Origin of the sequence: Fortiea contorta PCC 7126 (genome assembly GCF_000332295.1) — a bacterium.
Taxonomy (GTDB): Bacteria; Cyanobacteriota; Cyanobacteriia; order Cyanobacteriales; family Nostocaceae; genus Fortiea; species Fortiea contorta.
In genome coordinates, this window is sequence record NZ_KB235930.1 from 2031310 (window position 1) to 2050455 (window position 19146).

The 19146-nt window shown below is 43.4% G+C and carries 19 protein-coding genes; 11 read left to right on the forward strand and 8 right to left on the reverse strand.

All coding sequences use genetic code 11. From position 1 onward, the window contains the following. Positions 1-249: 249 nt before the first annotated feature. Together MIC7126_RS0109565 and MIC7126_RS0109570 are read right to left on the reverse strand one after the other, a co-directional pair. The gene (locus MIC7126_RS0109565) at positions 250-2937 is read right to left on the reverse strand and encodes a TIGR03936 family radical SAM-associated protein (protein ID WP_017652914.1); all 2688 of its coding nucleotides are present in this window, start codon (positions 2935-2937) and stop codon (positions 250-252) included. Between the two features lie 151 nt (positions 2938-3088). Continuing rightward, entirely contained in the window at positions 3089-3427 is a 339-nt protein-coding gene (locus MIC7126_RS0109570; protein ID WP_017652915.1) for an STAS domain-containing protein, read from the reverse strand. Positions 3428-3898: 471 nt separating this feature from the next. Here MIC7126_RS0109570 and MIC7126_RS0109575 point away from each other — a divergent pair, with 471 nt between their 5' ends. Beyond that, positions 3899-4096, forward strand: coding sequence for a hypothetical protein (locus tag MIC7126_RS0109575; RefSeq protein WP_017652916.1), 198 nt, complete (start codon positions 3899-3901; stop codon positions 4094-4096). 191 nt (positions 4097-4287) lie between these two features. Continuing rightward, a complete protein-coding gene (locus MIC7126_RS0109580; RefSeq protein WP_017652917.1) occupies positions 4288-5478 on the forward strand; it encodes a pyridoxal phosphate-dependent aminotransferase in 1191 nt (396 codons plus the stop codon). Between the two features lie 45 nt (positions 5479-5523). Here the strand turns inward: MIC7126_RS0109580 and MIC7126_RS0109585 are convergent, their stop codons facing one another. Continuing rightward, positions 5524-5886, reverse strand: a complete 363-nt coding sequence (locus MIC7126_RS0109585) for a hypothetical protein (protein ID WP_017652918.1) — start codon at positions 5884-5886, stop codon at positions 5524-5526. Between the two features lie 308 nt (positions 5887-6194). On the opposite strand from MIC7126_RS0109585, the gene clpS reads away from it, so the two are divergent. From clpS to MIC7126_RS27340, 3 genes are all read left to right on the forward strand, one after another. Beyond that, positions 6195-6476: an ATP-dependent Clp protease adapter ClpS gene (gene clpS, locus MIC7126_RS0109590; RefSeq protein ID WP_026100144.1), complete on the forward strand. Its 282-nt coding sequence runs from the start codon at positions 6195-6197 to the stop codon at positions 6474-6476. Positions 6477-6634: 158 nt separating this feature from the next. Beyond that, on the forward strand, positions 6635-7456 hold the full coding sequence (locus MIC7126_RS0109595) for a CPBP family intramembrane glutamic endopeptidase (RefSeq protein WP_017652920.1): 822 nt from the start codon (positions 6635-6637) through the stop codon (positions 7454-7456). A 2-nt stretch (positions 7457-7458) separates the two neighbouring features. Next, positions 7459-7788: a hypothetical protein gene (locus MIC7126_RS27340; protein WP_040629760.1), complete on the forward strand. Its 330-nt coding sequence runs from the start codon at positions 7459-7461 to the stop codon at positions 7786-7788. Between the two features lie 22 nt (positions 7789-7810). On the opposite strand, the gene MIC7126_RS0109600 is transcribed toward MIC7126_RS27340, so the two are convergent. The 3 genes from MIC7126_RS0109600 to MIC7126_RS0109610 form a co-directional block, all read right to left on the reverse strand. Next, a complete protein-coding gene (locus tag MIC7126_RS0109600) occupies positions 7811-8449 on the reverse strand; it encodes a pentapeptide repeat-containing protein (protein WP_017652921.1) in 639 nt (212 codons plus the stop codon). Beyond that, positions 8446-9843 carry a DICT sensory domain-containing protein gene (locus MIC7126_RS0109605; RefSeq protein ID WP_017652922.1) on the reverse strand — a complete coding sequence of 466 codons (1398 nt, stop codon included), beginning with the start codon at positions 9841-9843 and terminating at the stop codon, positions 8446-8448. Before MIC7126_RS0109605 ends, MIC7126_RS0109600 begins: the two co-directional genes overlap by 4 nt. A gap of 145 nt (positions 9844-9988) precedes the next feature. Further along, a complete protein-coding gene (locus MIC7126_RS0109610) occupies positions 9989-11650 on the reverse strand; it encodes a photosystem II high light acclimation radical SAM protein (RefSeq protein WP_017652923.1) in 1662 nt (553 codons plus the stop codon). Between the two features lie 495 nt (positions 11651-12145). Here MIC7126_RS0109610 and MIC7126_RS0109615 point away from each other — a divergent pair, with 495 nt between their 5' ends. From MIC7126_RS0109615 to MIC7126_RS0109630, 4 genes are all read left to right on the forward strand, one after another. Next, a complete protein-coding gene (locus MIC7126_RS0109615; RefSeq protein ID WP_017652924.1) occupies positions 12146-12541 on the forward strand; it encodes a DUF1830 domain-containing protein in 396 nt (131 codons plus the stop codon). 104 nt (positions 12542-12645) lie between these two features. Further along, positions 12646-13107 (forward strand): DUF4079 domain-containing protein, encoded by a 462-nt coding sequence (locus MIC7126_RS0109620; RefSeq protein WP_026100145.1) that lies wholly within the window; start codon positions 12646-12648, stop codon positions 13105-13107. Positions 13108-13428: 321 nt separating this feature from the next. Continuing rightward, positions 13429-13992 carry a hypothetical protein gene (locus tag MIC7126_RS0109625; protein ID WP_017652926.1) on the forward strand — a complete coding sequence of 188 codons (564 nt, stop codon included), beginning with the start codon at positions 13429-13431 and terminating at the stop codon, positions 13990-13992. A gap of 52 nt (positions 13993-14044) precedes the next feature. Further along, entirely contained in the window at positions 14045-14827 is a 783-nt protein-coding gene (locus tag MIC7126_RS0109630) for an ABC transporter ATP-binding protein (RefSeq protein WP_026100146.1), read from the forward strand. 52 nt (positions 14828-14879) lie between these two features. On the opposite strand, the gene MIC7126_RS0109635 is transcribed toward MIC7126_RS0109630, so the two are convergent. Beyond that, positions 14880-15650, reverse strand: a complete 771-nt coding sequence (locus MIC7126_RS0109635; RefSeq protein WP_017652928.1) for a response regulator transcription factor — start codon at positions 15648-15650, stop codon at positions 14880-14882. 506 nt (positions 15651-16156) lie between these two features. Between MIC7126_RS0109635 and MIC7126_RS0109640 the strand changes: the two genes are divergently transcribed. Continuing rightward, positions 16157-16411 carry a DUF6761 family protein gene (locus MIC7126_RS0109640; protein WP_017652929.1) on the forward strand — a complete coding sequence of 85 codons (255 nt, stop codon included), beginning with the start codon at positions 16157-16159 and terminating at the stop codon, positions 16409-16411. 141 nt (positions 16412-16552) lie between these two features. Here MIC7126_RS0109640 and nagA read toward each other — a convergent pair whose 3' ends face one another. Then, on the reverse strand, positions 16553-17776 hold the full coding sequence (gene nagA, locus MIC7126_RS0109645; protein WP_017652930.1) for an N-acetylglucosamine-6-phosphate deacetylase: 1224 nt from the start codon (positions 17774-17776) through the stop codon (positions 16553-16555). A gap of 92 nt (positions 17777-17868) precedes the next feature. On the opposite strand from nagA, the gene purE reads away from it, so the two are divergent. Next, positions 17869-18387 carry a 5-(carboxyamino)imidazole ribonucleotide mutase gene (gene purE / locus MIC7126_RS0109650; RefSeq protein WP_017652931.1) on the forward strand — a complete coding sequence of 173 codons (519 nt, stop codon included), beginning with the start codon at positions 17869-17871 and terminating at the stop codon, positions 18385-18387. Positions 18388-19146 lie beyond the last annotated feature (759 nt).

Genomic DNA, 19146 nt, shown 5'->3' on the forward strand with positions numbered 1-19146 from the left:
TGCTGATTCACAGTTCTAGCTGTAGAAAGAGTGTGTTCTTGAGTTTGCCTGCTGTTTGTCCGGGATAAAATCCGAGAATTTGCACTCTAATATCTTGCTTTTGCTCCCTGAGTACCAGGGTAGTGAACCAGTTGATTCAATGCAGCGCCAGAAAATTTCTCTTCACCCCATTCTAACGCAACCTTGCTAAAAATCAATTCTTATCATGTGCCACATGAGGACAACTACTAGCAAGTTGCCTTTTAGGGATTATATCCCCAACAATAGCCGATTGCGGTGAATGTGCAAGAGATGAAATTCTGCACTTGCCACTGTTTTTAGCATAAACAGGATTTGTTCAGGACGCAAGAGTACGCCGTCAAGACGAGAGCTACCCAGATAACGCACAACCGCTGTAGACTCGGTTTGAGTGTTATTGGCGGTGATTAATTCTAACTCAAACAAGCGATCGCGCAGATTTATCAATTGGCGTTTACCTGACTTAGTAATTTGCTCCCAAAATATTTCCTCTCTAGCTGTAATTGCATCAATCCAGTCTGGCCATTGTGCAGGCGTAGTCTCCCCAGTTACTGCCACAGTAATTAAATACTCTGCGGCTGTCATCACTTGATTAGCGGCTGGATCTTTTAAATCCAGTTGCACCACGTTATATATGGGTATGTCTGTGGGTAACTCCCGCGCCAGATATTCGCGGAAATTTTCCACATCCACAGACTGAGTTAATTCAAAATCGACAATTTCACCACTGCTAGTAGCTCCCAAAGCCAAGGCGCTAGCAACGACAATCCGAGGATTGGGATGAAAACCGCCAGTGAAAGCAATTGGTAAACTAGCTCGCCGCATGACTCGATCAAACAAGCGCATCAAATCCAAGTGACTCACCAAAGCCATATCGCCTTGCTTACCAAACCACACACGCAACCGTTGAACTTTAGCGGTGTTGGGGACAAACTCACCCGCGAATTGCGGCACAGCAGGTGCTGGGATGACGACATTGTGTCCGAAATCTGGCCCGCAGACACCACAGTGGGAACAACTCTCAAACGAGCAATCTGGGACTGTGGCTGCTTCTATGGCGCGTTGCAAGTCTTGCTGGAGCCACTTTTTATCGATTCCCGTGTCGATGTGGTCCCAAGGTAGGGGTGCTTCTAGGCGCGGGTCGATGCTGGGGTGGTGGGGTGTGCTTTCTCTCCCCATCTCCATAATGTTCCACTCACCATTTTCCACTTGGCGGTATTTCCAGTCTAGACCAGCCTGGGCGATCGCCGACCCCCAAGCGGCAAACGCCTGATCCACGTTGTCAAACCAGGAATCCATCCCTGCACCCAATTCCCAAGCACGATGCAGCACTTTTCCTAAATTGCGATCGCCCCTACCAATAAAATCCTCCATTGCTGAAATCCGGACATCAGTGAAATTTACTTTCACGTTTTTAATTGAGCGAAATTCTTGCCTGAGTAGCTTTTGCTTGCGCCGAAACTCAGCGGTAGAAACTGAGTGCCATTGAAATGGCGTATGGGGCTTGGGCGTAAAGTTAGAAATTGTCAAGTTAAAGTTTAGGGGTTTTCTGCCTTTTCCCCGACATTCGCGCTGTAGCCAGCTTACCGTTTCGGCGATGCCCATAACATCTGCATCTGTTTCCCCTGGTAAGCCGATCATAAAATATAACTTAATTTTATCCCAACCTTTTTCCCACGCTGTTTTCACACCCCGCAGCAGTTCTTCATTAGTCAAACCTTTATTGACTATATCCCGCATTCTTTGCGTACCAGCTTCTGGAGCAAAAGTCAATCCTCCTTGCCGTGTACCACCCAAGATGTTAGCGATATTTTCGTCAAATCTGTCTACCCGTTGGCTGGGGAGAGTTAAAGAAATATTTTCATTTTTTAACCTGTTTTTAATTTCCATCCCCACCGCTGGTAGAGATAAATAATCAGAACAACTCAGAGATAACAAAGAAAATTCATTGTAACCAGTCGCCCGCATTCCCTGTTCAATAGCTTCCACCACCTTTTGAGGTTCTACATCCCGTGCGGGGCGGGTGAGCATTCCTGGTTGACAAAAGCGACAACCGCGAGTGCAACCACGGCGAATTTCGATTGTCAGGCGATCGTGCACTGTCTCCACGTATGGAACTAAACCGACGGAATAAGCTGGTATGGGGGTAGCAACTCGCCGGACAATCCTTTTTGGCACATCTGGGCGATGGGGATGAATTGAGCCATCCGCAGCCATATCATAAAACTGGGGGACATATACCCCTGGTATTTGTGCCAAATCCAGTAATATTTGTTGGCGGCTGAATCCTGCTTGCTTACCTTGTTCTAATACCAGTCCAATTTCTGGTAATAGTTCTTCGCCATCTCCCAGAGCAAAAAAGTCAAAGAAGTCAGTGTAGGGTTCGGGATTGGATGTCGCCGTTTGTCCACCCGCAAAAATTAGGGGAAAAGAAGATGAGGGAGTTGAGGTGGATAAGGCAAAATTGCCTTCATCTTTTTTTATTACTCCCTCATTTGTTTTTGCTTGTTGTTGCCGTTCTCGCCATGTTAAAGGTATTCCAGCCAAATCCAACATTTCCAAGATGTTGGTTGCTCCCAGTTCGTAGCTGAGGCTGAAGCCTAAGATATCAAATTCTCGAAGCGATCGCTTTGACTCTACCGCAAACAGCGGTGTACTGGTGGCGCGTAATTTGTCCGCCAAGTCTGTCCCAGGTAGGTACGCGCGATCGCATAACTGTCGTGGTTGGGCATTCAAGATGTTATATAAGATGACATGCCCTAAATTGGAAGCTCCGACCTCATATATCTCTGGGTAAGTTAAAACCCATCGTATAGCTGCCGTATCCCAAGGTTTATGTACTGCTAGGCGTTCGTTACCCAGGTAACGTGCTGGCTTTAAAATATCCGGTGTGATTAATTTTTCAACTGCAACAACCACTGTGCTATCTTCTAGCTACCTTAATTACAGCTATTCAATTTCAACATTAGCATTGATTAGCTCTTTCTACAGAGTTGTTGACTGCAACTTATAATTCTTTTACGTAAGTGCTCACTCAGCCCAGGTATGCGGGGGTATAACCCCCAAATAATCATGCTAGCTGGGCAATTGCCAATTCGGGTTCGCTCTCCCAGATCTCGAACACATCGTCAAGCTGCGTCAGTTCAAAAATTATTCTCAATGCAGGAGACACGGAACAGAGTCTTAGTGTTTTTCCTAACTTCATGGACAGCTTCAGCGTAGACACGAGGGCCATTAAACCTGCACTGTCTAAAGATTCTACCTTGGCTAAATTCACTACCAAGATTGATATCTCGTCCTGTGCCAGTGCTGTTGTCAAATCTCGCTCTAATTCCAAAGCGTTAGTGGCATTAAGACAACCGTGGGGACGAATAACTGTAATTTTTGGAATCTGAAGAACGACTTGCATAATTACATCCTAACTCAATTTATCAAACCATAAAGCTTATGATGTATTTGAACATAATCTGTTTCTGATAGCATCGACCATTCGTATTAGGTCACTTTGCTGAATCTTTATTGCTTTGATACCTCTGTTTAAAGATTGTCATAAATGCAACTTAAAATGTATTCTTATATACTTTTTTTTATTCTCAGTTAAAAAACAATCAACATAGCTACTCAAAAAGCTGACCAACCGCACCGTAACTACACTCAAATGATCCGCGTAACCTACGGTTCAAGCTGATGAAGCTGAAAATAAAAGATTGGGAAAGTATCTGGAAACTAATCTTTGTAAATCGTCAAGAACGAAGTTAGTAACAGACTATATGCTTGATTATATTGTGATCTAGATCACTATAGCATGGGTATTTGGATCACTATTTATACCAAAGTTTATCTTGGATAATTAGTATTACATACAATAGGTTTATTTATTATGAAAACTAGATATGTGATTCGGCAATTAGTAGAAAAAGCTCTCGATATTAAAAAATTAACCCCAGAGATAGAAAATGAAATCAACTTTGAATTGACAGAAATGGGTTATATATCTGATGTTGACTATGAAGCATTGGAATTACTAATGGCAGAGATGGACGCAGGTCGCATCAAGTTAGTTCCCAGCCTGGGATAATTGATATTTCGTGAATAAAAGTAAAGCCATTAAGCTTCAAAATAATTAACATTTTTGAGAAAAACAGCGGCGGTCATAACTAATGCAATACTATTGCTGGTGTTTTTCTGTGAGTTTGACTATATTAGTTACCTAGCCTGGCGTAAACTGTGCTAATGAGCATTCACAATTTGCATTAGTAGTAAGTCGCCATGCATTTCGCTAAACGCCTAGAAAAAATTCCTCCCTATCTGTTTGCTGAACTTAACCGTAAACAGAATGAACTCGTCACCCAGGGAGTAGATATCATCAATTTGGCTGTAGGCGACCCAGATCAACCAACTCCTAATGATATACTGCAGGCGATGCATGGGGCAATTGATGACGCTTCTACTCACAACTATCCGCCCTATCAAGGTACGCAAGAATTTCGGGAAGCAGCAGCAAAGTGGATGGAACACCGATTCGGGGTTACACAGCTGAACCCAAATACAGAAATTGTTTGTTCTATTGGTTCAAAGGAAGCGATTCACAATACTTTCTTAGCCTTTGTGGAAGCGGGAGATTACACGCTGATACCAGATCCTGGTTATCCCGTCTACCGGACTGCGACCTTGTTTGCTGGTGGTGAGCCTTACATGATGCCTTTAAACGCAGAAAACAGCTTTTTACCAGATTTAAACACGATTCCGGAAGCAGTGGCGCGTCGAGCAAAATTACTATGGATTAACTATCCTAATAATCCGACTGGAGCAATAGCAACACTAGAGTTTTTTGAGGAATTGGTGGCTTTCTGTAAGCAATATGATATTTTGCTGTGTCACGACCATGCGTACTCAGAGATGGCTTATGATGGCTACAAACCGCCAAGTGTACTGCAAGTTCCCGATGCTAAGGATGTGGCGATTGAGTTTCATAGTTTGTCTAAATCCTGTAATATGACAGGCTGGCGGGTGGGATTTGTAGCGGGGAATAGCATCGGCATTCAAGGCTTGACCCAAGTAAAAAGTAATGTTGATTCTGGGATATTTAAGGCGATTCAAAGAGCAGCGATCGCTGCTTATCGTACCAGTCCAGCAGAACTAGCATCTGTAGTCTCAATTTACCAAAATCGCCGTGACATCATAGTCCAAGGATTACAATCTCTGGGCTGGAAAATTACCCCACCAAAAGCAACCCTTTATATTTGGGTACCCGTTCCTCCAGGATATTCTTCAACGGAATTTGTGACCTTACTACTTGACAAATGTGGAATACTTGTGCCTCCAGGTAATGGCTACGGCGCAGCGGGCGAAGGCTTTTTCCGCATCGCCTTAACAGTTCCAGATCAGCGGATGCATGAAGCTATTCGACGCCTCAAAGATGCTGGAATTCGTTACGAGGGGGTAGGGGTTAGGGGTTAGATGAAAGTTTTTCTGATTAATTCCTGAATTTTTCATCCTTAGCTCTTAATCCTTCATCTCTAGTCTCTGTTGATACCCTTGCCAAACTTGCTGAATAAATTGATGGAGTTGCTGCTTGATGGCTAAATCCGTTTCAGGTTTCGATTCCTTTGTCAATACCTGACTCCACAGCATGATTACTTCTGTATCGAAAGCTGGTCGAAACAATTGGGTAGGCCAAAGCAAATCAGAAGCATCACGTAGGTCGGTGATTAGCGGTGGTACAGCAGTAAAGGTGGCTAGGAATAAAGGACGCACCCAGCACAACTGGCGGGAAACTACAACCTGAATGACTTCAGCATACAGATTCTTGTCGCTGTGCTCCAAAGACACTATTTGTCCTGGTTGAAATTGTCTGCTTGTATCCATAATTGCTTCGGTTAGCGCAGCGGCAAGAATTGTATAACAGTTTTCTTAATTGTAAAACTGAGAATGAGCTACGCTAACTTTGGGGTGTGGCAAAATTAAAGTAGCATCGTCAACTGGTAGTGTAGCTGACGGATTGTTTCTCAGTTATTTTTTGACCTGATTACACCGCAAGCCAAGCGGTAAATGATTTTCCACAAGTAGCATTTCTGCAAAAATGCTCTAAAATAGGTGAGTGATTAGGTTAATAACTATTAAGCGATCGCTAAATAGGAACTTTTTTGTAGTAAATAAAAAAAGAGCACAGAGCAGTGTCAGTCGAAACCATTGAGAAGCGTTCCACCTCCCGCAAGCTAGCGCCTCGGTATCGCGTTTTGCTTCATAATGACGACTACAACTCTATGGAGCATGTGGTGCAAGCGCTACTGACAACAGTGCCCAGCCTTACCCAGCCCCAAGCTGTTAGCATCATGATGGAAGCCCATACTAATGGGATAGCTTTAGTAATTACTTGTGCTCAAGAACATGCCGAGTTCTATTGCGAAACTCTCAAAGGTCATGGTTTGAGCAGCACGATTGAGCCTGATGAATAGACAGTTGTGGATTTTAGATTTTGCCAAAAGTAGGCGGTGTCGGTTTTCGTCCCGTCTAATTTTTTCAGACGGATTTTGGATTGACCCTACGGATAAGTCTTCCTTGGTCAAGAATCAAGAGTTGGGAGTATTGACCGTTGATTGTTGACTTATTTGGTATGAAAATTAACCTTGTGCATTTAGCTCAACGCCCCGCCCCGATCAGGCTGGGTTGTTTTATTTTGATTTTATTATTGGTATGGCTGCCATTTGCCGTACCTATTTATCTACTAATAGCTGATGCCAATTTAGTCAGTATTTTAACAATTGTATTGCTATATGTAGAATTCATTATTTTGCTAAAGCTATGGGGTAAATACATTTACAAAAAACCCCATATTTTGCGAGTTTATGGCTTGGAAATCACACGGCGCAACGGGATAGAACTGTTGTCTGGTTTTGTGATGGGAATAATTAATATTTTCATCCTCTTTGGAGTAGAAAGTTATTTTGGCTGGCTATTTTGGCAACAACCAAACATTTCTTTAATTAAAGTAATTTTGGAAGGTTTAATAGTAGGTTTTGGTGTTGGTTTTGCTGAGGAATTATTATTTAGGGGCTGGCTATTAAATGAGTTGCAAAAAGACTATAGTCCGCGTGTAGCGTTGTGGACAAATGCTATTACTTTTGCAGCATTGCACTTTATTAAGCCATTAGCGGCAATCATTCACACATTACCACAATTTCCTGCTTTGGTATTGCTAGGACTAACGCAAGTATGGGGAAAACGCTGGCGTGGCGGGCGCTTGGGCTTGCCAATTGGTCTGCACGGTGGTTTGGTATGTGGTTACTACATTATTAATGTTGGCGGATTAATTAAATATTCTGGTAAAGTTCCTGATTGGATTATTGGCGTCAATCAGAACCCTTTACAAGGGGTGATGGGGGTTTTGTTTATGAGTGTATTAGCTTTGTGGATGCGAGGAAGGCAACGTGTATAAATATGGGTAAATGTTGGGTTTTGGTGTTGCTAGTGATGCTGTTTTACTCTGTGACGCCGCAGGCTTCTGCGTCTGTATGTCGTAATCATGGTAGTCACAGAATTTGCATTGTGAGGATTAACCGCAGTGCCAAAAATTATTGGGAATATCGAGCCGTTGTGAGTGTAGATGGGGAGAAAAAACCGTTGGAGATTTATAACTGTCGCACTATGGTGAAAGTTACGCGAGACGGAACTATTTTGCCATTTGAACCTAACGGCGCTGGGGAACTGATATGCAGCTTTTTCCGAAAGTCTGATAGCGTTTCTTGGAGGTTAGGGGCTAGGAATTAGGGGCTAGAGACTAGCTATTCGGTTAAACCGTGTTTGCAGCAATTGTTCCTACCAAACATGCTCTATCAAAATTAACGCCGCTCAAATTCGCACCTTCTAACTCTGCACAGAGTAAATTCGCGCCTGTCAAATTCGCTCCTGCTAAATTCGCCCCCCGTAAGTCGGCTTCTTCAAGATTAGATTGACTTAATAACGCTCCTTGCAAATCTGTATGACTCAAGTCTGTACCTTTGAGGTTGGCGCCGGTGAGGTTAGCACCGCGCAGGTCAGCACTTCGTAAGTCAACGCCTTGTAAGTTGGCGTTCATCAAATTTGCGCCACTCAAGAAAGCGCCTGCTAAAGATACGCCGCTAAGTGTCGCACCCATGAAGTTAGCGCCGCGCAAATTGCTACCCCGTAAGTCAGCACCTGTTAAATCTGCTTGCATTAAGTTCGCGCCCATGAGGTTCGCCCGCAAGTTAGCTGCTTGGAGGTTCGCGCCCATTAAATTCGCTCCCTCTAAATGTCCGCCTTCGAGTTTGGAACCAGCTAAATTAGTACCAACAAGAGTAGCACCCGCAAGGTTGATGCGGCTTAAGTCTAGTTGGGAGAGTTCTTCGTCTTCTAAATTTGCGCCTGGGAGTTGTTTGAGGTGTCCTGATTTAATGGCTTCGATATTCATTTGAGGTTGGTACTAATTTCTTCATTAGTTTTGCTGTGGCTATCCCAGCGAGAATCTATTAACCACATGCCTGTGCTGACTTTGGTTTCTATCAAGGGTAAATCTAATCCCTGTTGTAAACCCATGACTAATAAAGTTAGGGTATCTATCAGTTTAGGGTCAAAGCGGGTTGATTGTTGTTGTCTGCATTCATCTAGGACTTGAGTAAATATTTCTTCTCGATTGAATGAGGATGATTTGTACTGATTGACTCGAAATTGAAAATGTGCTGCGAGGGCTAAAATTCTTGATTCCAAGGGAATTTCGTCACCTGTTAAACCTGCTGGTTCTCCTGTACCATCCCACCACTCTGTTTGATGGGTGATGATTTGAGCGATCGCTCTTAATCGTGGCATGGTTCGCAATACCTGTGCCCCTGGTACTAGGGGACAACTTAGGGGACAACTGGGGGCGTCTTCTTGGTAGCGTGTGGATGTACCGGGAGTGAGGAGGCTCTCTGCTTTTTGTAGTGGATCTATGCGATGTAATAATGCCGCTAGACGTAATCTCTTGATTTGCCATGCGGGAAGATCTAAAAGCTGTGCCATTGTCTCGGTGAGGGCGACGACTTCGGCTGCAGCCTTTGGGTTATTGATGTCTGCTAGATCCATTAGTTGCGCCATCCGCAAAAATGCTTGAATTTCGTTGGAAACCAAGTTGCGATCAAGGATTTGTTGGCGGGGTGCTGTGGGGATGGACAAATTTTCTTGTCCTGTCTGGAGGTAATCGACTACACGGGAGACGACTGTACCTAATGTTGTTGATGTTGCCAAATTCGGCAGAATGGAGTTTTTCTGGGCGGTGAGTTTGGTTGCTAGTTCTGGGTGATATTTTTGGATGTGAGCGATCGCTAATTCTGTTGTTTCTCTGACTAACTCTGGCTCGAATGTCCACAATCCATAAAATTTTCGCTCTATGTCTGACGCGGGTAGCCCAGCGCTGCCATAATCAGCCTCTGACAATTCTTGACAAATTACCATTGCTGTGTATGAGGACGACAGAATCATCAAGTGCCATTCCTGCGCTACGGGGTCGGCTGGGTCTAATGCTACTAAGTCTACGTTGGGTAAAAGGCTGGTGGGGTGTTCTGCAAAACCAGCATCAGGAGCAGCCATGATTGTAACTCCAAGGCTGTGCTTGGCAATATCTGCATATCTTTCTGCTTCTTGCAAATACCATTTACCCTGTTGGAAGGCGGTAATTACCAAAGGTGCGGCATCATCGGCTAAGATTTGGTCTTCTAAGGCATGACACAGGGCGACTAAGGTATTTTTATAGTACACTCCGAATCGAATCGGTCTGGTGCTGTGGTGGTGGGCTGCTTGGAGCTGTTGGAGGATGGAACCTTGTAACATGATATGAAGATGTTTTGAAACTAACCGCACAAGGGGAGTGGGGGAGACAAACAATTCAAAATGCAAAATTAATATTTGATTTTTGCGGACTGGCGCTCGTACCCTTCTGAGTGCAACTGGCTCCCCTACGCCCCAGTCGCGTATTTTATGACGCCCTCACCAACTGTTTCTCTTTTGTTTCCATTGGTGCAGATAGTGCTGCTTCTAAATCAGCACAACCTAATCTTGCTTCTAAGATTTTCATCACTTCCCGCCCAAAGTCGTTGGGGTTTTGTTGCCAAGCTTGCAAGCAGACTTCACCAAAGAATGAACCTAAGGGTTCAGGATTCCAAAGGAGTTTTTTTGCTGTCCACGGCATCAAACTCATAGGATCATACCCTGGTTTGAGGATGCCTTGTTTGAATGCATAATCTTCTAAGTGGGTATGGGGTTGCAGTCCAATAAAGAAGATTGCCGGCTCGACTTTATCTGCGCCAAAAATCCTTTCTAGTTCGCGGTGGTAAGCGATGGTTTGGCGTATGGTTTCGGGGCGTTCGTCAATGACGTTAAAGGAATAATTGACGGAAACTAAATCATTAAAACCAGCGGCTTTTAAATCACGACAATTTTGCAAAACTGTGCGGAGGTTGTATCCCATCCGCATTTTCCGCACGAGTTCTTGAGAGCCGCTGGTAATACCGATTTCAAAGTAGTTCATCCCGGTTTTTGCCATCAATTTACACAACTCTGGCGTCAGGTTGTCGGCTCTGATGTATGCTGCCCAGTGGATGTCTGTCATTCCAGAATCAACGATTTTTTGTAAAAGTTCGACAGCATCATCGATGAATTTACGGGCGGGGATGAATTGGGCGTCGGTAAACCAGAAATTGCGAACGCCGCGATCGTATAATTGTCGCATCTCGGCAACGACTTCATCGGCTGGATTAATGCGTACCTGTTTACCTTCAACAACTGTGTAAACACAATAGCAGCAGTTGTGGGGACAACCACGCTTGGTTTGGACACCAATATAAAAGTCTTGTTCTTGCAGGTAATAGTTAAATTCCGGCCAGATGGTTTCTATGTAGTCGTAATTGCAGGCGGTTTTTTCCAGTGGGGTAGGTTGTTCGTGGATGAGTCGTTGGCGGGGTTGATTTTCTCCCACAACATAACAGCGCTCATCTCGAAACTCTTGACCACTTAAGAGTTTTCCTAGAAGGGTTTCGCCTTCACCCACAGAAATGATTGTGCCCGGTGGTAAGCTTTTTCCCAACTGTTCATAAAATACGCTGACTGCACCACCGCCCACAACTGCACGGGCTGGAGCATGATATTTTTGCGCTCGTTTCAAACCCCGCTTAATCAAGCCTAGATTACGCCATAGCTCTACATAATAAGCGATGAAGATTCGCAACCCACCGAATGCGCCCCGTAGTTTGATGAAGGGATTTTTGGCATAGTAAAATTCAAAGGCGTTTTGTAGGGGATTTCCACCGCGCCCGCCCACTGGGGCATAAATTTGAATATCCCGCCAAGAAAATACTAGGAGTGTGGGCTGAAATTCATCAATGCAGCGGTCTAACGCAGAAGCATAGTCTAGAGGTGCAACTGTTCCCAAATCGAAGATACGCTGTTCGATGCTGGGAAATTGCTTGTGTACATGGTCACTGAGGTAGACAACCCCAATAGGAAAGATGGGGTTGCAAGGAAGGCGAACATACAGAATTCGATTTTCCATCTTGCCGTTTTGTTGGGGAAAGAAAAAATATCTTGTTTTAAATTTACTGCGGTTGTGGGTGTTTTTCTCTACCACGATCGCTCTTGACATCTCACTTGATTATTGATACCGCTTGACCTCCCTTAGATTACCGTGGGATCACTGAAAATTGCTTTGTAGGCAATTACGTATAACATCTACGAAATCGGGTTTATGAAGATAATTTTCATATAGCTTTACCATAGCATTGAGTTTATTCCTTAAGCGATGATCCCCAGCGATTCTTTCCCTGATTAACGAAATCAAAACGCCTCATCTTTGTCGAGGTGAAGTAGGGAAATCATCACCATGCTTTCTACCTCAAGATATTTCTTCGTCAGCTAAAGCTGATTTATCAGAGAACAAATATCCAAAAAATTCAGTTATATTGTATAATCCTTGGAAATGCGTAAGTGTTTATCAAATTTTGATATTCCAATACATATCTTTAGACATAAATAATGCAGAAAAGTGCAGTTGGTAGTCGGAGTTACAGCTTGTGGGGATCACCAGGTGTTAGTTTTGCAAGTGTAATGTAAAATTGTGGCGTAAAGCTCCTCAGCAGTTATGGCTCAAATATTAGATCCTCTACCACCTGAGCAATCAGAGACAGTTCTCTGCTGCTACGTTAATGCCACGAGCAAAATTCAGGTGGCCCGCATCTCCAATATTCCCAATTGGTATTTTGAAAGAGTTGTTTTTCCTGGACAGCGCCTCGTGTTTGAAGCTCCGCAAGTAGCCCAAATGGAGATTCATACCGGGATGATGGCAAGTGCTATTTTATCGGATAAGATTTCGTGCGATCGCCTTGTAATCAAAGAGCCTATGACTTATGAGTTAAATACGGACTCAGAAGCAACAATAGACTCAATCAATAAAAAACCATTGGTACCGCCAATTAATACAAAAGCTGGAGATACAACAAAACCATTGACAATAGCTAGTTTAGTGTCCGTTGAATAAAAAAACAATTTTACTCAACTCTGAAGGTTGCTGAATTCAGCAGCCTTTTTTGTGATTTATTCCTCATGTCTCATACTCCGTGCATTTCCTGTAAAATCATGGGTATGAATTTGCCTTCTTTTCTGTGGTTGTGGAAAATCGCTGCTTGGTCGATGGGGTTGGCTCTGTTGGCTTATGTAATGCTGGCGGTCAGTGGCTTTTGGCTGTTGCGGGCGAGAACTTCTCACCCTCTTCCGGGGATGGCGCTATTTCCTCAGGGAATTCGAGGGGTGCGATCGCTCCACTATACACTTGGTCTGAGCATGGTTAGTTTGGTGCTGCTACTGCTAGCAATTGGTGTTGTGGGGACTTTGGGTCATTTTGGCACTCTGGGTCAATCATCGCACTTAGTTGCAGGCTTGATGGTAGTGGTATTAGTTTTGCTTTCTGCTTTCAGTGCTACGCAAATAGGGATGAGAAAACCTTGGGCTAGACCTTTGCATGTGGGCGTGAATATTCTGCTGTTTATGGGTTTTGCTTGGGTGTCTTGGACTGGTTGGAGTGTGGTACAAAAATATTTGCCCTGAGTAGATGTAGTTTTTTTAACGCACAGAAGTGCGGAGGAATGGGAGGAGGAGCATACGTGTCAACTTAAGCGAGAAATGGCTTATCTGTTGGCTTCCACACCCGCCTGAGAATGAATTCTCAGGCTCATAGCGCAAGTCTACTGAAGTAGACTAAAGATTTTTGGCATATTTAGTCATCCGACGATAACTTTCGCTATGAGCAAGGAACTTCAGTTCCTTGTGGGCTATAGGTTTTACGTTAAGTTGACACCAATGGAGGAGGAGTCGCTCAGGTGAAAAACTTACTAGACTGAGTTTAGAGTTATTGATCTTAATTAAACTGTGACTGCAAATTCGGCTAATACTCCAGCTTCTGTTTTTCGTCTGTCTCTGCTAATTCGGGTGACGCTGTTGAGTTTATATGTGGCGCTGACGGTTCCGTTACCGTTTTTAGCTCAGGTGACGGATGCTCCTGTACCGCCGATGTTATTGTGGATGGGGATTGGCTTTGGTTTTGTGGCGTTATATGCGGTGTTGACTGAACGTGTAATTTTAGATGAGCAGGGAATTCAGGTTAGTTATCCTAGCTGGGTTCCGGGCTTTTTTCGTAAAGGTTGGTCTTTACCTTGGTCGGAGGTGAAGGAGTTAAAACCTCGCACTACTGGTCAAGGTGGGATTGTTTATTATTTTCTCAGTCGGGATGGTAAGGCTTATTTGTTACCTGTTCGTGTAGCTAGATTTACGCAAATGGTTCAGCAAGTGCAAGCTAAAACTGGTATAGATACGACAGATGTCAGCACTCTAGCACAGCCTTGGATGTATATGATTTTGTTGGGATGTACTCTGTTATTGTTATTGATTGATGGGTGGACAATCTCTACGGCTTTAGCTATGGGAAAATTTTAAAGTTGTTGGATTGATTACCCCATCTTCTATTCCCTATTACCCATTGCCTAATTTGAATCATGTCATCCCTAAAACTAAGCTGAGATTAGAGCAAGTAAGTCTGTTTACGCAGCTGAAGACTCAACTTGCTCTAAATCAACAGGGATATCCTATATTACAGGATATTAGCTTTGAAGTTTGCCAAGGCGATCGCCTGAGCATTGTCGGCCCTTCTGGTGCGGGGAAAACGGCTTTGTTAAGGCTGATTAATCGTCTTGGGGAACCTAGCAGCGGCAAAATCTATCTAGAAAATCAGGAATATCACCAAATTCCTGTGCTGCAGCTACGTCAGGATGTTGTGCTGTTATTGCCAGAATCAAGGCTGTTGGGAATGACGGTTGCACAGGCTTTGGCTTATCCACTGGTTTTGCGGCGTCTACCAAAGCAGACGATTGAGCAAAGAGTCAATTACTGGATGGAACAGCTAGAAATTCCTCGTGATTGGTTAGGAAGGACGGAAGCGCAATTTTCTACGGGAGAGCGACAAATAATTGCGATCGCTCGTGCTTTAGTCACCCAGCCTAATATTTTACTACTAGATGAACCAATTTCTACCCTGGATATTGGTAGAGCTTCCCGACTCATGGAAGTTTTTCACCAGCTGGCTGACACTCATCACACCACAATTGTGATGGTTAATCACCAGCTAGAACTAGCACAGATGTTTTCTACGAGACTTGTACATTTACAACAAGGCCGATTGTTGAAAAACCAAAAGGCTTCAGAGGTAAACTGGGTTAATTTGCGCGATGAGTTGATGCAAGCCCAAAAGCAAGCAGATGAAGAATGGATTTAGTCCAGATTTAAGGGTTAAAAATTTTCCCCTGTCTCCCTATTTCCATCTTTAACTAAGACCTTTGAGTACTTAAAGTTGAACGTTGATTGCTAAATCTTTCTTTAGCTAATTTTGTTGGTGAGGGTGAAAGATTGGTATTCAAAATTTCCATATTAAATCGATAACCCACGTTGCGAATAGTTTGAATTAAGCTCGGTTGTCGCGGATCAAGTTCAACTTTTTTTCGCAATGATAAAACATGAGTGTCAATGGTGCGCGGGTTATCTATCGCATCAGGCCAAGCCCTTCGCAATAGTTCTGATCTAGATAAGGGTACTCCTCCTGCTTGTGCTAAAACGTATAACAAACTAAATTCTTGGGGCGTTAAGTCGATAAACTCCCCTTGAAAGCGGACGCGACGCTGCACTAGGTCAATTTGCAGCGCGCCGTAATCGAGATAAGCTGGTGCGACAGGTGTGCGATTGCGGCGGATTAGTGCTTCCACTCGTGCAAGAAATTCTTGCATCCCAAACGGTTTGCTCAGATAGTCATCAGCCCCCGCTCTTAAACCGGCGACCACATCACCTTCGTTTGTCCGCGCAGACAGCATCAGAATTAAGGGCTGTTGCTGGCGATGTAACCAGCGACAAAACTCAATACCGTCGCCATCTGGTAAATCAGCATCCAGAACCACCAGTGTTGGTTGCTGGCTTAAAAACACTTCCCTTGCTTGATATATGCTGGCGGCTTGATGCACACGGTATTCTAATTGTTGCAAGTGCCAACCCAGCAGCGACCTCAGATGGGGATTCCCCTCAACGATTTCAATACAAACCGAACCCACGGTGGCAAGACCCCTTAGCGTCGATGACTTTCAAAGTAACAAGCCCATGCTCAAGGTTTTGTAGTCTTTGTTACTCCAATTACTATTAGCTTTACATTTCCTCATATCAAAAGTAAGAAAATGCTTAATTTCTGCTCTGCCCAAAGCTAATTAGTAATATTCTTAAATTTTTGTTAGACTTATCAAAACCAGTTCATGCTTCATCATCCTACTCTGATCGGGAGGTATGCGCTAAAAGGCTATCATCAAATAAAGCGATCGCCCACGTTAAGGTTAACATCCACATAAAAAACCGGGATGTTGATGACCAAAATCATAAGATTAGTTTACTAAATAGCCATATTCCAAACTTTCTGGAATAGGATCAAAAGGCTCTGTAGCTGCTGGGGGAGTGTTACTCTGAGTAAAAAATTTAGTTTTGAATTAATGCTGAGGGGAAAATAACACTTCACTTTTCAGCGTGAATCATCTACAATTCTCATTCCAAAGAGATTAAAACAGCAGTTATGCTCCAAGACACACAAACCATCCGCTATTACCAAAGAATTACCGACGCCTTCGTCGAGCTATGGAATCGCGGTTATCGTACGGATGATATGCGGATGTATTTGGATGGGTATCTAGCCGCGCTGCGACATGGGAACGCTATCGAGCCTTACCTGATTCATCGCCTAGAAGAAGAAGCTAGCCGCTTCTTATACGATGGGTCTAATTTTGCTATGGCTCAACCACAGCCAGAACCGCAACACGATTACTACTAACTCTTTCTTCCAGCAATTGGTAGCAAACGCTGATCAACGCAGACTATTATAGCATACTATCTGCATTGATCAATAGGTTAAGTGGTGTGAAATTTAGGAGATTTTTTTTAAAAAAGAACATCCCTTCAGCCCAGCGTAAATTTAGCAAGTCCGGCTGAGGGGATTTTTAACTGGGGAATTGGGCAAGAGTCGTTGCCAAGTTAATTTTTGTGTCGATGGATCGTGGTGCCAGCGTAGTAAATTGGCTGGTTGATGGGGCGAAATTGTGGGGTAGGCGATCGCTTTTCTGGGTGCGTCTGTCGCTAGGGCGATCGCTGTCTCTACCTCACAAATTCCCCACTTGACTAAATTTTGCACTCCCACGAGTAAAGGTAAAGTCGTTCCTGATAAAGTGCCATCAAGTAATCGAGCAGTGCCATTTGTAATGGCAATTTGCCGACTATCCCAAGGATAAATGCCATCAGTTAGACCCAAAGGTGCGAGGGCGTCGCTGACGAGAAACAGCCCTTGTTCTCCATGGCTAGCGTTGAGTAAGATTTGCAGCATGGTAGGGGAAACATGCTCACCATCGGCAATAAAACCACACATGACATGAGGATTGGTGATTGCTGCTCCTAATAATCCCGGTTCGCGGTGGTGTAATGATGGCATAGCATTAAAAGCATGGGTAATCATCGTTGCACCTAGTGCAAAAGCCTGTTGTGCTTGGGCTGCTGTGGCTTGGGAATGTCCTAAGCTGACGGTGATTCCCAAAGAACGCAAATATGGTATGACTTCTCCAGTGGAGTCTAGCTCTGGTGCGAGAGTGATTACTTTGACAATATGAGCATAATTCCCTAAAATCCCTTTTACTGCGTCTAGGGTCAGGGGTAATAAATATTCGGCTGGGTGTGCGCCGCGCTTGTGATAATTGAGGAATGGGCCTTCTAAATGTACGCCTAAAATCTGAGCGCCTGTTGTTTGATTGGGGATAAAATCAGCAATTACAGCTAGCGATCGCTGAATATTTTCCACTGAAGTTGTCACCAATGTGGGTAAATAGGCATCAACTCCCACATTCCAAAGAAACTGCGATATTTCTGGTAAAAAATGGCAATTTTCAGAATTTAAATCGGGAAAAGCTAACCCTAAGGCGCCATTAATTTGTAAATCAACACCACCTAAAGAAATCCAATCCCCAACAACATCTATAACTTGTAACTTTTCTGCAGGAGAGCGCTTAAAAACTGTACCCATGGGTAGAATTTGCTCAATTATCCCCTGACGATTCACCAACAGCATCTGCAAACCTTGATAACCAGGGATTCGGGCGTTGATAACGTCTACACTAGTTGTAGTCATAGGGGTTTGTGTTGCTTTCGTCATCACTTTCAGGAGAAGATAGCCAAATCTGTCCCGATTGTAGATGAAACCATCGGCGATGCAACCAAAATCCAAAATCCAAAATCCAAAATTCTATGACACCCCTTGTTGGTATTATCATGGGCAGCGATTCCGATTTGCCCACTATGAAAGAAGCGATCGCTGTTTGTGACGAATTTGGTGTAGAGCGGGAGGTGGCGATCGTTTCTGCTCATCGCACTCCAGAAAGGATGGTGCAGTATGCTCAACTTGCTCATCAACGGGGCATCAAAGTAATTATTGCTGGCGCGGGTGGCGCTGCTCATCTCCCCGGAATGGTAGCATCTCTTACCCCTTTACCTGTGATTGGTGTGCCTGTAGCTACCCGGAATTTACAAGGTGTGGATTCTTTATATTCAATTGTACAAATGCCAGGAGGTATCCCGGTAGCGACGGTAGCGATCGGTAATGCTAAAAATGCTGGACTCTTGGCGGTGCAAATACTCGCTACTTATCAACCAGAATTACTAGAAAAAGTCCAAAATTATCGCCAAAATCTCTCAGAATTGGTAATTGCCAAGCAAGCAAAACTTGAACAATTGGGATATGAACAATATATACAACTTGAGATGTAATTTAATTAACAATTGTTGATAATAATTGCTTTTATTGGAGAAAAAGGTAAGGAATAAAAAGTAAAGCCGCTCAGGAAAAGCCATGTTTGCAACAGACTCAGCCAGAGGCTCTTACAAGCAATAATCAAACAAGTCTTTCCCTATTTCCTAGCCTCTAGTCTCTATTTTCAAATTTATATAAATTAATTTTTTTTATTCAAACTTAACAATATGCGCCATTTTCTCATTATGAGATGGGGAAATGCTGACAATATCAAGGATAATGTTGCTAATCGTGGAGTTGTGGGGAAGTGTTGGACAGCGAATCAGCAAAAAATTGTAGCTAGTGATACAGAATCATAATTGTCATAAATAGACAATCAGACAAATTCACTGTAAACTCCTCAAATTAATTAGTAGGAGTGGTTTGGATATAGTCTGTAGCTAGTTGAAAATACTAAATTTACTCTGGTCAAATTTTGTTCTAGACGTGTTATCTTTGGCAATCAAAATTAATTGTGAATTGTCAAAATTAGCTTTGAGAAAAATTAAATATTAGTTTTGACAGTAAAAAACTTGACTCCTTTAACAGAAGAGTCATAATCTTTTCAACATAGCTGTAATTTCACCAAAAAATGTTTACAAATGTCGCAATAATTTCTTAAACTCCTATCTAGGTAGTTAGAGTTTAACCTTGAGACAGCAAATTGCCTGAATTACAAGTATCAATTCCAAGCTTGATAACGATTCGGGTGTGAGTCTTTTCTACTTAGGTATTTA